12 protein-coding genes are annotated in these 16,915 nt (G+C 43.4%); 8 read left to right on the forward strand and 4 right to left on the reverse strand.

Translation table 11 applies throughout. From position 1 onward, the window contains the following. Positions 1–771 carry a lysophospholipid acyltransferase family protein gene (locus tag AC04MM_RS14200; RefSeq protein ID WP_475381041.1) on the reverse strand — a complete coding sequence of 257 codons (771 nt, stop codon included), beginning with the start codon at positions 769–771 and terminating at the stop codon, positions 1–3. A gap of 9 nt (positions 772–780) precedes the next feature. On the opposite strand from AC04MM_RS14200, the gene glpK reads away from it, so the two are divergent. Next, a complete protein-coding gene (gene glpK / locus AC04MM_RS14205; RefSeq protein WP_475381042.1) occupies positions 781–2,265 on the forward strand; it encodes a glycerol kinase GlpK in 1,485 nt (494 codons plus the stop codon). 127 nt (positions 2,266–2,392) lie between these two features. Here glpK and AC04MM_RS14210 read toward each other — a convergent pair whose 3' ends face one another. Both AC04MM_RS14210 and AC04MM_RS14215 read right to left on the reverse strand, forming a co-directional pair. Beyond that, positions 2,393–4,135 carry a hypothetical protein gene (locus AC04MM_RS14210; RefSeq protein ID WP_475381043.1) on the reverse strand — a complete coding sequence of 581 codons (1,743 nt, stop codon included), beginning with the start codon at positions 4,133–4,135 and terminating at the stop codon, positions 2,393–2,395. Between the two features lie 95 nt (positions 4,136–4,230). Continuing rightward, entirely contained in the window at positions 4,231–5,076 is an 846-nt protein-coding gene (locus AC04MM_RS14215; protein ID WP_475381044.1) for a hypothetical protein, read from the reverse strand. 319 nt (positions 5,077–5,395) lie between these two features. On the opposite strand from AC04MM_RS14215, the gene AC04MM_RS14220 reads away from it, so the two are divergent. The 3 genes from AC04MM_RS14220 to AC04MM_RS14230 are packed head-to-tail and all read left to right on the forward strand — an operon-like array spanning position 5,396 to position 10,167. After that, positions 5,396–6,778, forward strand: a complete 1,383-nt coding sequence (locus AC04MM_RS14220) for a glycine--tRNA ligase (protein ID WP_475381045.1) — start codon at positions 5,396–5,398, stop codon at positions 6,776–6,778. A 20-nt stretch (positions 6,779–6,798) separates the two neighbouring features. Then, on the forward strand, positions 6,799–9,462 hold the full coding sequence (gene ppdK, locus AC04MM_RS14225; protein ID WP_475381046.1) for a pyruvate, phosphate dikinase: 2,664 nt from the start codon (positions 6,799–6,801) through the stop codon (positions 9,460–9,462). Between the two features lie 15 nt (positions 9,463–9,477). Then, a complete protein-coding gene (locus tag AC04MM_RS14230) occupies positions 9,478–10,167 on the forward strand; it encodes a response regulator transcription factor (protein WP_475381047.1) in 690 nt (229 codons plus the stop codon). A gap of 4 nt (positions 10,168–10,171) precedes the next feature. Here the strand turns inward: AC04MM_RS14230 and AC04MM_RS14235 are convergent, their stop codons facing one another. After that, positions 10,172–10,570, reverse strand: a complete 399-nt coding sequence (locus AC04MM_RS14235; RefSeq protein WP_475381048.1) for a response regulator — start codon at positions 10,568–10,570, stop codon at positions 10,172–10,174. 403 nt (positions 10,571–10,973) lie between these two features. On the opposite strand from AC04MM_RS14235, the gene smc reads away from it, so the two are divergent. From smc to AC04MM_RS14255, 4 genes are all read left to right on the forward strand, one after another. Then, positions 10,974–14,561, forward strand: a complete 3,588-nt coding sequence (smc, locus tag AC04MM_RS14240; RefSeq protein WP_475381049.1) for a chromosome segregation protein SMC — start codon at positions 10,974–10,976, stop codon at positions 14,559–14,561. Between the two features lie 44 nt (positions 14,562–14,605). Continuing rightward, complete coding sequence (ftsY, locus tag AC04MM_RS14245; protein WP_475381050.1) at positions 14,606–15,820, forward strand: signal recognition particle-docking protein FtsY; 1,215 nt, start codon at positions 14,606–14,608, stop codon at positions 15,818–15,820. A 19-nt stretch (positions 15,821–15,839) separates the two neighbouring features. Continuing rightward, a complete protein-coding gene (locus AC04MM_RS14250; protein ID WP_475381051.1) occupies positions 15,840–16,418 on the forward strand; it encodes a hypothetical protein in 579 nt (192 codons plus the stop codon). A gap of 153 nt (positions 16,419–16,571) precedes the next feature. Then, the gene (locus AC04MM_RS14255; RefSeq protein ID WP_475381052.1) at positions 16,572–16,913 is read left to right on the forward strand and encodes a cell division protein ZapA; all 342 of its coding nucleotides are present in this window, start codon (positions 16,572–16,574) and stop codon (positions 16,911–16,913) included. The last annotated feature ends 2 nt before the right edge of the window (positions 16,914–16,915 follow it).

The following is a 16,915-nucleotide window of genomic DNA, read 5'->3' on the forward strand; positions in this document are numbered from 1 at the left end:
TTAGATAAATCCGAAACCGCGCTTTTTCACTTCGGTGTTGATTCTTTTCTGCAGGTTTTCCTGAATCTCAAAAGCCAAGTCATGGCAAAGTTCTGAATCGCTCATCTTGTCGGGACCGAAAGGCAGGGTTACAGGTTTTTCGAAAATAATTTTCCATTTTGCCGGTAGCGGAATCACGTTCAGCGGTAAAGGCAGAACCAGGCCGCGCAAAAATTTCGAAAATTTTAACTGGCGCAGATTAATATGTGTTTCTTCGGCTCCTAAGATAATCGTCGGAACAATCGTGGCATCAGTGGCCAGAGCCATGCGGATGAAGCCGCGTTTAAATTCCTGCAACTGATAACGTTTTGAAGTAGGCTTAAAATTTCCGTGCTCGCCTTCGGGAAAAATGACGATCATCTGTTTTTTCTTTAAATAATTTACGCCGTTTTCAAAAGTGGCCTCAAAAAATCCCAGCTTCTGGGCGGGCAAAGCGGTGGTTTCGGTTAAAAACCAAAGATGGTGGGTCAGCACTCTGGGTATGCGCTGGGTTTTTTCCTGGATAACATAAGCCAGCACCATGGCATCCATCGCCGTAAAGCCGGAGTGGTTAGGTGCAATGATGATCGGTCCGCTGGTGGGGATATTTTCTACGCCTTCAACTTCGACGCGAAAATATTTTTTAAGAATTTCCATGAACAATCTGGGAAAAACTTTATACAGCAAATCATCGGCACCGAGTGACTTGAGGTTAAAAACTTTTTCGTTGGGTTTTTTAAAAAAATTGATCATGATTATTCTATGAAAAAATATATCATGGCCATCGATCAAGGAACAACCGGTTCAACTGTCATTTTAGTGGATCAAGGCGGAGGTCTGGTCGCATCAGCGGATCAGGATTTTCCCCAAATATACCCGAAGCCGGGGTGGGTCGAACATGATCCCCGCGATATTTGGGAGTCGGTGTCGCAATCGGCGCGTAAAGCGTTAAGTCAGATCGGTGCCAATCCCGGTGATGTGTTAACGATCGGCATTACCAATCAGCGCGAAACTGTCGTTGCGTGGCGCAAATCAAATTCGGAAGTTTTGCATAATGCCATTGTCTGGCAGTGCCGCCGCACAACCGAGATGTGCAATAAATTACGTGCTAACTGGCAACGTAAAATCAAAGAAAAAACCGGACTGGTATTAGATCCGTATTTTTCAGCGAGCAAAATGCGCTGGATGATCGAGAATGTTCCGGCCGTTAAAAAGGCCTTAAAAGAAAATGATCTGGCATTCGGTAATATGGATACTTTTTTGATGTGGAAGCTCTCGTCAGGAAAGACTTTTGCCACGGATGTAAGTAATGCATCCCGTACCATGCTGATGAACCTAAAAACTTTAGCCTGGGATAAAGATTTATTAAAACTTTTCAAAGTTCCGCTTTCGGCACTGCCGCAAATAAAATCGTCGGCCGGAGCCTTCGGTGTAACCCATAATGCCGGTTTTGTGAGTGATGGCACGATGATCTCAGGGGTTGCTGGTGACCAACAGGCAGCACTTTTTGGCCAGGCCTGTTATCAGGCCGGCGAAAGCAAATGCACGTTTGGTACCGGCAGTTTTATCCTGATGAATTCAGGAAATAAAATTTTAAAATCAAAATCTAACTTACTCACCACAGTTGCTTGGAAAATCAAAGATCAACCGGTGCAGTACGCGCTTGAAGGCGGAGCCTTTATCTGTGGGGCTGCGGTGCAGTGGCTGCGTGATGGTTTGGGGCTAATCAAAGAAAGTTCTGAAGTTGAAAAATTGGCAGCAGAAGTTAAAAATACAAACGGTGTTGAATTTGTGCCGGCTTTAACGGGGCTTGGTGCGCCTCACTGGAAGCCTGAAGCGCGGGGAGAATTAACGGGTTTAACCCGTGGCACGACAAAGGCGCATATCGCGCGTGCCACCTTAGAGGCTATGGCCCTGCAAAACGCTGATATTTTATTATCGATGCAAAAAGACTTAGGTAAAAAAATTAAAAAATTGCGCGTTGACGGCGGGGCCTCGGCGAATAATTTACTCATGCAACTGCAGGCTGATTATTTGCAAACTCAGGTTGATAGGCCTCAGCAAATTGAAACAACTTCGATGGGGGCTGCGTACTTAGCTGGAATCGGTGCCGGGGTATGGAGTTCGACTGCCGAGATTAACAAAATCTGGAAGATCGACAGATCATTTAAACCGGCTATCGTTAAAAAAGATTTAGCAGCCAGACAGAAATCGTGGACCAAAGCGGTGAAAAAAGTCATGGTCTAGGGCTTGCCGTTATTTAAAAAAAATGAGCGTTAAGACTTATTCTTAACGCTCACTAAGGTGTGTTCTATTAAATAGTCTATCCATGATGGATCGTGAGGAGGGGCCTTGCGATCCATTTTTATTTAAACTACTGAATATATAAATCTGTGGTCACTGTAAATGGTGCTGGATCATTTAAGTCCGAACCAGACACTTTACGTTTAACGTCAACCTGGGCGCGGATTTGGTTTCCGGCTTTTAGGATTGAAGAGGCTTTGCTTCCTAATAATCTTGCCAGAGTTACTTCACCGTTAGCTGCTTGCGCTTGTTCGCGCGTTACAGTTTGTGGTGTGTTGATCGCACGCAATTTTCCGTTTTTAACTTCAAATAAGCTTAATACGTATTTAGTAGAAACTTCGGTAAATTGTTCAGTGGTATCAGTTAATTTAATATATGCATTGATGCCTTGTTGGTTTGGCGCAGTTAACTGAACTCTAGAAGAGTCAGATAAAATCTGGATATCTTCTGCAGTTAATACACGGCGGTCGTAAACAGCAGTGCTTTGAAACGACAGTTGGCCGTTGGCGATTACCGAACCAGTGCGGGTCGTTTTAACTACCGCACGGATCTTTGAGTGCGCAGGGATTTGCGCCTGCACAACTAAACCGGTTTTGCCGTTAGCTAATGATGTCGCAATTCCGGTTTCAATAACAGCATCAGTTGCTAAATCGCGAACTTCAATCTCAGAAGTAGTTTGTACTTTAGCGTGCGTGATTAAATCGTTAAAGCTTACTACAAATTGATTTAAAAGCGGTGAGTACACAACCTGTAAACCTTTAAGTGTACCAGCACCTGCATTTGTAGCATCAAACAGCGGGGTTAAGCCTAACTGCACGTTGATGATCTCGCCTGATTGCGTTTGTGAAATCACTTTGTAACCATATAGTGAATTCACCGTGGCAACAGAAACTTGACCCGGTTGGGCTGAAGTTAAAGTGACTTTTAGGGTCTCAGATTCATGAGCAGCTAACGCGGCATCTTGCGGGAACGAAACGATAACCTGGAACTGCAGCTGGCGGTCAAAAACCGTTTGTGTTTCGGTTTTGCAGCATTTTGTTTCTTCACGGTATTTCGTTACGGTACGCGTGCGGGTTTCTTCACGGTAGCGGGTTTCATCACGGTATCTGGTCACTTCGCGCTGGTACGGTACACGCACGTTACCGCATTGTTGATCAGTGTAAGGAACCTGAACTGTGCGGCATTCACGTTCACGGTAAGGAACCTGAACTGTGCGGCATTCATGACGGGTGTAAGGAACGTTGTTGCAAACCTGTTGGTTTTCGCAACGCTGAGTTGGGCCTGTTCCGCTATCGCAAACACGACGGGTTTTGCAGACTCTTTGGCCATGGGCGTTTGTGCCACATTCTTCAACGTCGCGGCACTGACCTGGTTCGCCGGGAACTAGGTAACATTTCTGTTCGTTGCGGCATTCGCGGCGGTAGTCAGTCACGTTTTCACAGCGTTGTTCGTTGCGGTAACGGGTCACGTCTTCGCAGCGTTGTTCATTGCGGTAGCGGGTGACATTTTCGCAGCGGTATTCATCGCGGTAGTCAGTTACATAATCAGTGTAAGGAACTTGCACAGTGTATGGAACCTGAACTGTGTATTGTTCTTCGACCTGATAAGGTACCTGCACTGTATATGGCACCTGTACTTGCTCTTGGCGGTACAAGTTTTTTGATAGACGTGCCACGGCCTGGTGAGCAGATGCCGCTGTGCGAGTAATCACCTGAGAAGTTTGCTCAGATGGTGCCGAATTGGCTGTAGCAGTCATGCTTAATGCGGTGATGGCTGCAGCAAATAAAGGCAGAAATCTTTTAAATTGGATCATTGTGTCCCCCTTTTTTTTGAACGGGAGACATAAGAGCAACAAGAGTGCCGAAATTTGTCGGCTCATTTGGTGATAAAATGGCTATTTTTCAAATATTATTCTTCAAGTTGAGTTTCTAAGAACTCAACTTCTTCGATTTCATCGACATCGCCCTGAAACTCGCGCTTAGAGGCCATTTCGATTTTTTGCGATAACTTGGTTTGTAGCGATCCATCCGAGTAAGCGGCTAAGACTTTAGAGTAACGGGTGGTGGCTTTAAAGATGGCCGGGCTCGAGGTGAGCAGGATCGTAAGACCAACGGCAGCCAGCAGGATAGTCTCAGTTATGGCGGAATTAATGACCTGCACATTCTTGCTGCGCGCGACCGCAGAGTAAATTTTTTTGTAGAACAGCAAAGGGATGACCGGTGCCAAGAATATCATTAGCACGTAAAAGAACATTGTGCTGATCGACCAAAGCTGCTGGGCACATTGCACGTTGCAGCTGACTTTGATGAGAAACTGGTATTTCTGGATAAGTAGCGAGCCGAAGTATTTGAATTGAAAATACATGAACGACAGGGCCAGTAATCCGATGATAAATTTTAAGCTGATCACGCCGTATCGAAGATTGGGTTTTACGCTTTCGACCAGGATATCTTTATAGAACTTGTAGCGGTTGGGGTGCGATTTTTCCGGGTTTTCATGCAGGTAGTTTTCAAATTCAGAGAGATTATCCACCTCTTCGGCAAAAAAGCTCATGATGGTTTTGTAACCATCACCGTTTATGAACTCAATGACAAAGTGGCGCTGTTTATCTTCGGGAAAAACCAGGATTTCGTTGATGTTTTCCCATGCAATGACAATGGGCTCACGGCGATAGACTTCTTTAAGGGCCTGCCAGCTAAATACGCGGCATTGCAAAGCTCTTAATTTTGAGTTTGGCCTGATAATCAATCCCATAACTGCTTATCGGTATTTTAGAGTAAAAACTTGAAATAATTCCCGGCAACTGTCAAAGCTTTGGACAGCGGTTTTTGCCTGTAAAGCTATACCGTTAAGCCTACATTTGGCGCACATTATGTACTAGTAGAAATTGTCAGAACATTGGCAACAATCGACTGGTACCTCATGTGTTTAAGCCCCTCTTGAACCATGAGGTTTTTTTGTTTTTTCTCCTCTGAAAACGCACTGTGACACATAGAGAAATTAGTTACCTCTTTGCAACGCTCAAGATACGCTATTCAACATCGTATTTTGACATTGCGAAAGGATTGCCAACGTGTCTGCAGATTCAAAACCAACACCTATCCCAGAAATCAGACGTCTAAAAGATTTAAATACTCTTGTGAGCTTATCAAAACGCCGCGGCTTTGTGTTTCAAAGCTCAGAAATTTATGGCGGCCTTGGTAGCTGCTGGGATTACGGTCCGTTAGGATCGCTCATGAAGCTAAACGTTAAACGTGCCTGGTGGAATGCCATGACCAGAAGAGCTGATATCGTTGGTCTTGATGCCGCTATTCTTATGCATCCAACAGTCTGGAAAGCTTCGGGCCACGTTGATGGTTTCTCGGATCCATTGGTTGACTGTAAAGACTGTAAAACACGTTTCCGCGCTGATAACACAGAATCATACATTAATAAAAAGCAATGTCCGGTTTGCGGCAGCAAAAACTTATCCGAAGAGCGCCAGTTTAACCTGATGTTTAAAACCCACATGGGTCCATTGGAAGATTCGGGCTCGGTGGTTTACCTGCGTCCTGAAACAGCTCAGGGCCACTTTGTGAACTTTCAGAACTGTCAGCAGTCGTCTCGTTATAAAATTCCGTTCGGGATTGCAGCGATTGGTAAATCTTTCCGTAACGAAATCACGCCGGGTAATTTTATTTTTCGTACCCGTGAATTCGAACAGATGGAGATGCAATATTTCGTAAAACCGGGCACTGATGAAAAATACTTTGCTGAATGGAAAGAGCGTCGCTGGAACTTCTATACAAAATACGGCATCCGCGAAGAAAACTTAAAATTCAAAGATCACGATAAATTGGCTCACTACGCGCGTGCGGCAGTGGATGTTGAGTACAAATTTCCGATGGGTTTTTCTGAGTTGGAAGGTATTCATAACCGTTCTGATTTCGATTTAACCCAACATGCGAAATTCTCTGGTAAAAACCTAGAGTACTTCAACGAAGCAGAAAAAGAAAAGTATATCCCGTACGTGATTGAAACTGCGGTGGGTTGTGATCGTTTATTCTTAGCGTTTATGTGCGATGCCTACCGTGAAGAAGTCACAGTGACAAAAGATGAAACCGGTAAAACTTCAGAGGACGTGCGTGTGGTGTTAGGCTTACATCCTGATATCGCGCCGATCAAAGTAGCAGTTCTTCCGCTATCGAAAAAAGATGAGTTATCACTGCCGGCTGAAGCCTTACGTGATCAGCTCGCAGAAGATTTTGATGTGACTTACGATGAAACCGGTTCGATCGGTAAACGTTACCGCCGCGCTGATGAAGTGGGCGTTCCGTTTTGTGTTACTTACGACTTTGACACGATCAATGACGGTGCCGTGACAGTACGTCACCGCGACAAGATGACTCAAGAACGTGTTAAAATTAAAGAATTAAATGCTTACATCGCTGTTCAATTAAAACAGTTTAACAACTAACGAAAGAAAAGGATTGTGTAATGGAGACTACAAACACAAAGACTTATACTAAACCAGAGAAGTTCGTTTATTACTTCGCAGCGGGTGAAGCTGAAGGTAATGCGGGCATGAAAAACACCCTTGGTGGTAAAGGGGCCAATCTAGCTGAAATGACAGCGATCGGCTTACCTGTACCTCCGGGTTTTACGATTTCTACCGATATCTGTACAGCCTACTACGCTGAAGGTGGAAAATTGCCTGAATGGGTAAGACCAGAGGTTTTAAAAGCCTTATCTCGTGTTGAATCTAAAATCGGTAAAAAATTCGGTGATACCAATAACCCGTTATTAGTGAGTGTCCGCTCCGGTGCACGCGCTTCAATGCCGGGGATGATGGACACGATCTTAAATCTGGGCTTAAACGACCACACGGTTGAAGGTTTAGCAAAATCTTCAAACAACCCGCGTTTTGCCTGGGATTCTTACCGCCGTTTTATCCAAATGTATTCTGATGTGGTGATGGGAATGAATTCATCACTTCTTGAAGTGACTTTAGAAGATTTGAAAGCTGAAAAGGGCATTCACTTAGATACCGAGCTTTCAACTGAAGATTTAAAAAAATTAGTTAAAAAATTTAAAGATATGGTTCAGCAAATGACCGGCCAGAGTTTTCCAGCTGATCCGATGGAGCAACTGTGGGGGGCGATCAGTGCAGTATTTAAATCATGGAATACAGCGCGCGCGATCACATACCGTGAGCTACACGATATCCCGGCCTCGTGGGGAACTGCAGTTAACGTACAGTCGATGGTGTTTGGTAACTTAGGTGATGATTCAGCGACCGGTGTTGCATTTACCCGTGACCCTTCAACGGGGGCAAAAAAATTCTACGGTGAATTTTTAGTCAACGCCCAGGGTGAAGATGTGGTGGCGGGAATCCGCACACCACAGCCGATTTCATTATTAAAAGAAATCATGCCTGAGCCATACGCTGATTTAGAGACCATTTACAAAAAATTAGAGACTTACTTTAAGGATATGCAGGATATCGAATTCACAATTGAAAAAAACAAATTGTGGATGTTGCAAACCCGTAACGGTAAGCGCACGGCAAAAGCGGCTTTACAGATTGCCTGTGACATGATTGATGAAAAATTAATTACTGAAGACGAGGCGATCTTACGTTTAGATCCGTCATCGTTAGATCAGTTATTGCATCCGACTTTGGATCCAAAAGCTGCAAAAACACTGTTGGCTAAAGGTCTGCCTGCCAGCCCGGGTGGTGTGTGCGGACAGATCGTGTTCACGCCGGAAGATGCCGTTGAGTGGAGAGAGCAGGGTAAGAAAGTTATCTTGGTTCGTGTTGAAACTTCTCCAGAAGACATCGCCGGAATGGTAGCAGCCCAAGGTATTTTAACTTCTCGTGGTGGTATGACGTCGCATGCGGCAGTTGTTGCGCGCGGTATGGGTAAATGCTGTGTAGCTGGCTGTTCAGAAGTTGAAGTGGATTATACGAATGAACAAATGCGTGCCAAAGGGTACAACCTTAAAAAAGGCGATGTAATCACATTAGACGGTAGCACCGGTGAGATTTACTTGGGTGAGGTAAAAACAATCGAACCTAAATTAGACGGGGCTTTTGATCGTTTGATGAAGATGGCTGACGGTGTTCGCAGATTAAAAGTTCGTGCTAACGCTGATACACCAAAAGATGCGCAAACGGCGCGTAATTTCGGGGCAGAAGGTATCGGTTTATGTCGTACTGAACACATGTTCTTCGGTGCAGATCGAATTGATGCTGTCCGTGAAATGATTATTTCTGAAACTAAAGTTGAGCGTGAACGTGCATTAGAGAAATTACTTCCGATGCAAAGAGATGATTTTTACCAGTTATTCCAGATTATGGACGGGTTTCCGGTGACGATCCGTTTATTAGATCCGCCGTTACATGAGTTCGTGCCGCACACTGATGAAGAAATCCAACATTTCTCTCAGCGTGTAAAGATGGATGCAAACCGCGTAAAAGCAAAAATTCAGGCTCTACATGAGTTTAACCCGATGTTAGGTCACCGCGGTTGCCGTTTAGCGGTAACCTTCCCGGAGATTTATCAAATGCAGTCACGTGCTATCGCCGAAGCGGCAGCAAAGTTAGTGCAAGAAGGTAAAAAATTAGTTCCTGAAATCATGATTCCGTTAATTGCCACAGCTAAAGAACTGGAAATGTTACGTGCGCAAACGGTTGAAGTTGTTGAAACAGTGATGAAAGAAACTAAAACTAAGTTTGATTATCAGGTAGGTACGATGATCGAGCTTCCGCGTGCAGCAGTTACAGCGCACGAGATTGCTAAACACGCTGATTTCTTTAGTTTCGGTACTAACGATTTAACGCAAACAACTTTAGGTCTATCGCGTGATGATTCGGGCAGATTCCTAAGCAGTTACGTAAGCCAGGGTATTTTTGCCAAAGATCCATTTGTTTCTATCGATCAGGTAGGTGTGGGTACTTTAGTGAAGACAGGTGTTGATCTTGGCCGTCAGGCAAAGGGTCAGTTAAAAGTCGGTGTTTGTGGAGAGCATGGCGGTGATCCGGATTCGATTGAGTTTTTTGAAAATGTAAATTTAGACTATGTCAGCTGTTCACCGTTTCGCGTACCAATTGCCAGACTTGCGGCAGCTAAAGCACATTTAAAGCGGAAGAAAAAGTAGCTGGGAGTAATGGTAGTGCAGAAGTTGTTACTTGTAGAAGATAATGAAGTCATAAGAGTGTTAGCAGCTAACACTCTTAAAGAGTTTTCGCTTTCGATGGCGTCGTCGTTAAAAGAAGCGCAGTCTTTAATGCAAACTAATAATTTCGATTTAATTCTTTTGGATATCGGCTTACCTGATGGTGATGGCTTGGCATTTTTAAATCAGCTAAGTTCAAACTCTGAATTTCAGGTTCCTGTGATAATTATTAGCGGTAAGACTGATATCGCCAATAAGGTGACAGCCTTTTCATTTGGTGCCGAAGATTTTATAGGTAAACCATTTGACCCCATCGAATTAAAAGCTCGCGTGGCCGCAAAGCTTAAAAAACTCGAACAGGCCAAAACCAATTCAGACATATTAAAAATCGGTGACCTTTTGATAACGGTTAGTAAGCAAAAGGTCGTTATCCAAGGGGCCGGTTCTGAGCAGCTGCCGGTTGATCTCACAACTTTAGAGTTTAAACTTCTCTTAGCATTGGCCAAACATCCCGAGCGTGTTTATTCGCGCGAGCACTTGTTAGCCGAAGTGTGGGGCGATGATTTGTCAGTTACTTCACGAAGTGTCGATACGCATGTAGCGCATTTGCGTAAAAAAATTCATAAATCAACAGTTAAAATCGATACTGTGATTCGCAGTGGTTATCGTTTGTTGTTAGGTTCCTAGTTTTTTACATCGCATTTTCTCTGAGGTCGTGGCGAAAAATTGCAGACAGTAGTTCGGTACAGTAAGTCGGATTTAATGGTTTATGGACGAAACAATCTGCTTTTCTTTTTTTGATGCTAGTAAACTCAAAATACGCGTCTTCGGGAATGCTTGAAGCAAAAATAAAAAAACTTCCCTTGATGTCTGCTTCTTGTAAGAGGTCGATGCCGGTTTTTCGGCCTGACAATATAATATCGGAGATAATAAGATCATAGGTGTTCTTTGCTAACATTTCGCTGGCGATGAAGTCATTATTTGCCCAGTCTAATTGGAATGGTGAGCTGGTGGCGCGCGCAATGATGTCGCTCCAAAGGCCTTTAAAAAATGGATTATCTTCGATAAGTAGTATTTTAAAAGACTTCATATGCGAATCTCCTGTTTGGTTAAAAAAATCATCGGCCGCCGCAATCCTGCATTAACCGATGATCAAGATTTGTGGCACACACGTGACCTTGTTAAAACGTATGTACCTGTACTTGATATATTTATCGGCAGGTCCTGTGTTTCTGGGATTGTGCTGATGTTAAGATATCTAAATATTAATCAGCTAAAATAGTGGGCGTTGTCTCAGAATAGGATTTGAGCACACTAATCATGGGATGTGCGGCGTTGCGGCATGTTGGGGAGAATCTCTCATGTCCACCACTTTTCATCATTGACTCAACTCACCAGACCAAAGGACAGTTATATATAGTTATCCGTTCTATCCCTTATCCGTGGCCGAGCCGTGGATTATAAACCATTTTCTTCGCAAAAGGAGTTTTGCTTTGAGAATTAAAAAACTAGAACTTATCGGTTTTAAATCATTTAAAGATCGTACAGTTATTCAATTCGACGCAGGAATCACAGGTATCGTTGGACCCAACGGTTGTGGTAAATCTAATATCGTAGATGCCTTAATGTGGGTCATGGGTGATCAATCAGCCAAAGACTTACGTGCATCGCAAATGACAGATGTTATCTTTGCCGGCGCAGAAAACTACGCCCCATTAGGGTTATGCGAAGTTTCCTTAACTTTAGAAAATGATGGCGGTCCATTCCCTGCCAAGTACTTAAAACACTCTGAGATTATGGTGACTCGTCGTCTTCACAGAAACGGTGAAGGTGAATACTTTATCAATAAAGAGCCATCACGTTTAAAAGACGTGCAAGAGATCTTTATGGATACGGGTGCTGGTTCGAAAGGTTTCTCGATCATCGCCCAAGGTATGATCGGTAAAATTGTAACCTCTAAGCCAGAAGATCGCCGCATGTTAATCGAAGAAGCGGCAGGTATTACGAAGTTCAAAGCCCGTAAAAAAGAGTCGCAACGTAAATTACAGTCAACAGATCAAAACCTGGTGCGTTTACAAGATATCATCGGCGAATTAAAACGCCAAATCGATTCTTTGCAGCGTCAGGCTCAGCGTGCTGAACGTTACCGTACCATCAAAACTCAAATCGAAGATTTAGAGTTATGGTTATCATCGGCGCAATACGTTGAATTAGCCCGTGCGGCTAATGAAGCCCAGGCTATTTTTAACGAAGCGCAGGCTCTGGAAGTCGGTTCTGAAGCTGATCTTTCTGCCATGCAATCACAACTTGAAACAATGAAGTTGTCGGTGCTTGAACAGGAAAAAGCCGTTGAAGACCGCCAGCAAGAATTTTTCAATCAGCAAAGTGCCGTTCAAAAGAAAGAATTAGAAATTCAAGAACTACGTTTTACCTTAGAACAGGCTAAACGTAATGAACAAATGACGGGTAATATCTTAAGCGAGCAGCAAGCTCGCTATGATCTATTGGCCCGTGACCAGGAAAATCTTCAGGCTCAGGCTGATGAGTTAAAAGCGGAATCAGAATTTTTAGCTGAAGAATCATTAACTAAAGCGTTAGCTTTCAGTACTAACCAAAAACGTTTTACTGAAATTGACGAAGAACTAACTGTTAAGCGCCGTGAGCAATTTGCTTTAGGCCAATCTGAGTCGGCTTTAGATGCTAAATTAAACTCTTTTAACGGCCAGCGATCGGAAGTTGCCGACCGCTTAGCGGATGAAGAAATTAAATTAGCTGAATTACGCGAAACACATCACGAGTTTGAAATTCGTCGCCGTAAAGTAACCAATGAATTAGACCAGCAACGCCAACTGCAGTTAGACTTGTCAAATGATGCTGAATCATTCGAGGCGAATAAAAAGATTTTGACTGAGTCAGTTCAGAAAAAACAGATCGAAGTTCAGGAATTTAAAGACAATTTAAATGAAACTGCTTCGCGTCTTTATGGTTTAGAAAACTTGGCGCAAAACTTCGAAGGGTTCGAAGAGGGCGTTAAGCAGGTTATGCTTTGGTCAAAAGCACGTACTGAATCATCAATGAACGCCGATGGGACAGTAAATGAAACTTTCCATCCGGTATCAGAAGTGATCGAAGTTCCAAGTGAATTTGAAATCGCCATGGAGGCGGCTCTTGGTTCTAAATTACAGATGCTTTTATCAAGCAAACAAGAAACAGCTTTAGAAGCTGTTGACTATTTAAAAGCAAACAACACCGGCCGTTCTTCGTTTTTTGCAGGCCAAGGTGAAAAAGCCTTAGCACCTGCCGGAAACCCGGAAAATGAATCTGGTGTTATCGGTTTATTAAATAAAGTAGTTCGTTCAGATGAACAATTTTCGCAATCAGTAGAAAACATCTTATCCGGTGTGGCGATTGTGGATTCAATCCGTACGGCGTTGAACCTGCGTCCAAATTACGCCGGTTGGACTTTTGTTACGACCGATGGTGATACCTTATCAGCTGATGGCGTATTAACTGGTGGATCAAAAGATTCGGCAGAGTCAGGTGTTTTAAAACGTCGCCGCGAAATCAAAGAGTTATCTGATAAGAAAAACGAATGGTCTGGTAAATTAGCTTTAGCCAATGCCGCTTTAAAGAAAACTGAAGAGCAGTTGGCTAATGTATTAAATGACTTTGAAGGCGCACAAAAACGCCGTTTAGAGCAAGAAATCAAAGTAGCTGAATTACGTAAAGACTTAGAGCGTGCTGATAATGAACTTCAACAGGCAGCCAATGCTGTTGAAAGACAGGATAAAGAAGTTCGCCGTTTAACAGAGCAGTTGCAAATGTTAGACGAAAAGATTTCTGAAATGACAGAAAATCTTGTGAATTTACGCACGCAAAAAGTTGATCTTGAGACATCAATCACATCATTATCGTCTGAGTACGAAGCGATGAAAGATGGTTTTGAGACCCAGCAGGCGGAAGTGACTGATTTACAAATCAAGTCAGCTTCTAAATCACAGGAATACCAAGGTTTAGTGCGCCAATTAGAGATGGTAACTAAACAGGTGAACGAGCTTTCGCACCAATTAAACCGTATGTCTGAAGAAGCTGAAGGTTATTCTTCACAGATGACCGAAGGTTCTTATGCGCTTGAGCAGGCGAAAATCGATTTTGAAAGAATGGTTCAGGATATCGAGCATAAACGTTTGGATTTAGCTCAGTTTAAAAACCAATTCGAAATCGAAACTGCGGATATTCGTGCTTTAGAAGAAAAAGTGATCACGACTCAGCGTGAACGTAACGAACGTTTACAGCGTATGTCTGAGTCACAATTAAAACTTGAATCAGCAAAAATGAAAGAGCAGAACTTGATCGAGCAAACTCGTGAAAAGTACATGATCAATCTTCCGGATGTTATTGAAAAATACATCGGCCGTGAAGGTGATCCGGTTGCTGCTGTTGAAGAGCTAAAAGAATTACGCGAAAAATTAGCAAAAATCGGTGAAGTGAACCTTTCAGCAATTGCTGAGTTCTCTGAAACCCAGGAGCGCTATGCGTTCTTAACCAAGCAGCACGAAGATCTGACTGAGGCGAAAGAACAACTTCGTAAAGTGATCGATCGTATCAACAAAATCTGCTCGAAACGTTTCAAAGAGACTTTTGATCTTGTTAACGAAAGATTCCAAAAAGTGTTCCCTGTATTATTCGGCGGCGGAGAGGCGATGCTTCAGATTATCCACGACGAAGAAAAAGGCGAAATGGGTATCGAAATTATTGCCAAACCTCCGGGTAAGAAAATGCAAAGTGTAACGCTAATGTCGGGTGGTGAAAAAGCCCTGACTGCGGTTGCCGTCGTATTTTCGATCTTCTTGGTTAAGCCGTCTCCGTACTGCTTACTGGATGAGGTTGACGCGCCACTTGATGATGCCAACGTTTTCCGTTTCAATGACTTAGTTCGTGAGATGGCTAAACGTTCACAAATCATCGTTGTGACGCACAATAAGCACACGATGGAAGTTGCTCAGAAACTATACGGTGTGACAATGCAGGAACGTGGCGTTTCTACCATGGTTTCTGTAAGCCTTGCCGATATCAAATAGCAGTGTTAAAACTCGGCGGACTGCCGAGGAGGCACAGCTAAACTATGAGTGAGTCGCATTCTTATCAAATGAATATTCTTTTAATAGCCATCGTGGTCATCGCGCTGGCTATTTTTATTCCGGTTCTTTTATCTGTATTTAAAAAGAAAAAGCCTTATACGCCGCCGCCGTTAGATAACGCGCAGGCCGATCAGTTTCCTCTTCACAGGGAGGAGCCAACGCCGCCTACCGAGTTGCCTGAGTTTATCGCGCAGACTGCGCCTAAACACGAAGAACCGGCGCTGTACAAGGCGATTTCAGTTGATGAGTTTGAAACCAAGGTTGATATCCATCAGGCACTTTCAAAAACGAAAGACAGTTTTTTTGGCCGCATTAAAAATGCATTTTCAAACACGGATAAGAAAAAAGTTTTAGAAGAAATTGAAGAAGTTCTTTACACCAGCGATCTTGGTCCTAAGACGGTACAAAAACTTTTAGATAAGGTAGATTCTGAGTTATCAAATTCAGAGATGGCCGATATCAGTAAAGTAAAAAATGCTTTATCGGAGCAAATGCAGGAGATTCTGTTAAATATCCACGCTTCACAGAAAGATTCAAAACTGGTTTCAGATCTTGTAAAAAAGCAAGCTGATGGGCCTACGGTTTTAATGATCGTCGGAGTAAACGGTGCTGGTAAAACGACTTCAATTGGTAAAATTACGGCGCAACTGGCGCATCAGGGTTTTAAAGTTTTAGTTGCTGCCGGTGATACTTTCCGTGCGGCCGCCGGCGGGCAGTTAAAAGTCTGGACTGAGCGGGCCCAGAACGCCAATGGTCATGTCGAAATTTTCTGGCCCGATAATGTAACTGATCCGGCGGCAGTGGCTTTTGATGCTGTTAATAAGGGTAAAGCCGGTTCATATGACTTCGTGATTTTAGACACTGCCGGGCGCTTACATACCCAGGGTCATCTGATGGAAGAGCTTAAAAAAGTAAAACGTGTAATGGCAAAAGTGATCGCCGATGCTCCCCACGAAACCTGGATCGTGCTTGATGCCAACTCTGGACAAAATGCCCTGAATCAGGCGGTCGAATTTAATAAAGCTTTAGAAGTGACCGGTGTGGTGTTAACCAAAATGGACGGTACGGCTAAGGGTGGTGTTGCCCTGGGTGTTGTCGATCAGCTGGCTAAACCGATTCGTTTAGTGGGTTTAGGTGAGAAAATCGGTGATTTAAAAGTCTTTGAACCAAAAGAGTACATTGATTCCATTCTGGGTTAAGGGTTTAATATCTTTCTAGATGTTAAAAGTTTTCTGGCCCGTTTTCTTATTTTCGTTTGTTACTTTTGCGCAAAAGGCACCGTCGGTTATGTCTCTGCCAAAGCTTTCGGTGCTGCAGACCCAAATCAGCAGTTGCGGACTGGCATTTCCTAACTTAAGTAAGATTACCAACTACAATCAGCTCTATGCGGCCATAGACGCTAAATATCTGCTTTTTTCAGAGAAAATACTCGAGCGCGAGCTGCGTTACCGCTCAAAGGGCGTTGATTACAAATTGCGGGTTAACAACGATATCATGTCGCTGTTTCGGGTTGGCGAAGAAGAGCGCGTAACGCCAATGATGATTGATATCCCTAAGCCTATTGATGCAAAGCAGAAAATCGCCACTGTTAAGGGTAAAATCCGACAGCTTACCCTCAATGCAAAAATTGAAGAGGACTGGGGCCAGTACTTCGAACAGCGTGAAAACGGTGTTCAGATCGAATACAGTATCCGTAATTCTAAAGTCAGCCAGATGAAAATCAATCTGACCAAAACTAAGCAGGTTTTGGATTGTAAAGTGAAGAATAATTCTGAAGTTTGTTTTTGTCTTAAATAATACCTAGAAAAAGCACTTGCGCAGGCCTTCTTTAGCTCCTTATACTTATCTATGTAAGTCATTGTTTACTTTGGAATTTTCCAGATTTTTAAAGAGATAAAAAACAACGGCGAAATTAAGTGAGCTGCTTACCGCAGCTTTGGAAACTACAGCATGAAGCACGACGCAAAAAAGGTAGATCAGATAAAGGCAACAACTAAGCCCACTTTCGATTTTAAAATCGCAGGTGTTTCTTATAAAATTAAAACGTCGCACGATGAACAAACACTGCAACAGCTTGTTGAGTACGTGGACGGTAAAGTCTCTGAAGCCATGAAAGCGACAAAAAACTCTTCTTTTCAAAATGCGGCTGTACTAGCTTCCCTTAACATCGCCGAAGAAATGATTCTTCTTAAACGCAGAGCCCAAGCCGAACTAGAAAAACTAGAACAAAAAGCCCTTAAGCTCGCCCAGGAAATCGAAAACACCAAAGCCAACAAGACATTAAGTATGTAATT

Source organism: Bdellovibrio sp. SBM16 (genome assembly GCF_056175625.1).

What these genes read in the sequence shown, in the direction of transcription:
- AC04MM_RS14210 (WP_475381043.1), bottom strand. Translation starts at nt 4,135, where the DNA reads ATGATCCAATTTAAAAGATTTCTGCCTTTATTTGCTGCAGCCATCACC.
- AC04MM_RS14200 (WP_475381041.1), bottom strand. Translation starts at nt 771, where the DNA reads ATGATCAATTTTTTTAAAAAACCCAACGAAAAAGTTTTTAACCTCAAG.
- AC04MM_RS14215 (WP_475381044.1), bottom strand. Translation starts at nt 5,076, where the DNA reads ATGGGATTGATTATCAGGCCAAACTCAAAATTAAGAGCTTTGCAATGC.
- ppdK (WP_475381046.1), top strand. Translation starts at nt 6,799, where the DNA reads ATGGAGACTACAAACACAAAGACTTATACTAAACCAGAGAAGTTCGTT.
- AC04MM_RS14255 (WP_475381052.1), top strand. Translation starts at nt 16,572, where the DNA reads ATGAAGCACGACGCAAAAAAGGTAGATCAGATAAAGGCAACAACTAAG.
- AC04MM_RS14235 (WP_475381048.1), bottom strand. Translation starts at nt 10,570, where the DNA reads ATGAAGTCTTTTAAAATACTACTTATCGAAGATAATCCATTTTTTAAA.
- AC04MM_RS14250 (WP_475381051.1), top strand. Translation starts at nt 15,840, where the DNA reads ATGTTAAAAGTTTTCTGGCCCGTTTTCTTATTTTCGTTTGTTACTTTT.
- ftsY (WP_475381050.1), top strand. Translation starts at nt 14,606, where the DNA reads ATGAGTGAGTCGCATTCTTATCAAATGAATATTCTTTTAATAGCCATC.
- glpK (WP_475381042.1), top strand. Translation starts at nt 781, where the DNA reads ATGAAAAAATATATCATGGCCATCGATCAAGGAACAACCGGTTCAACT.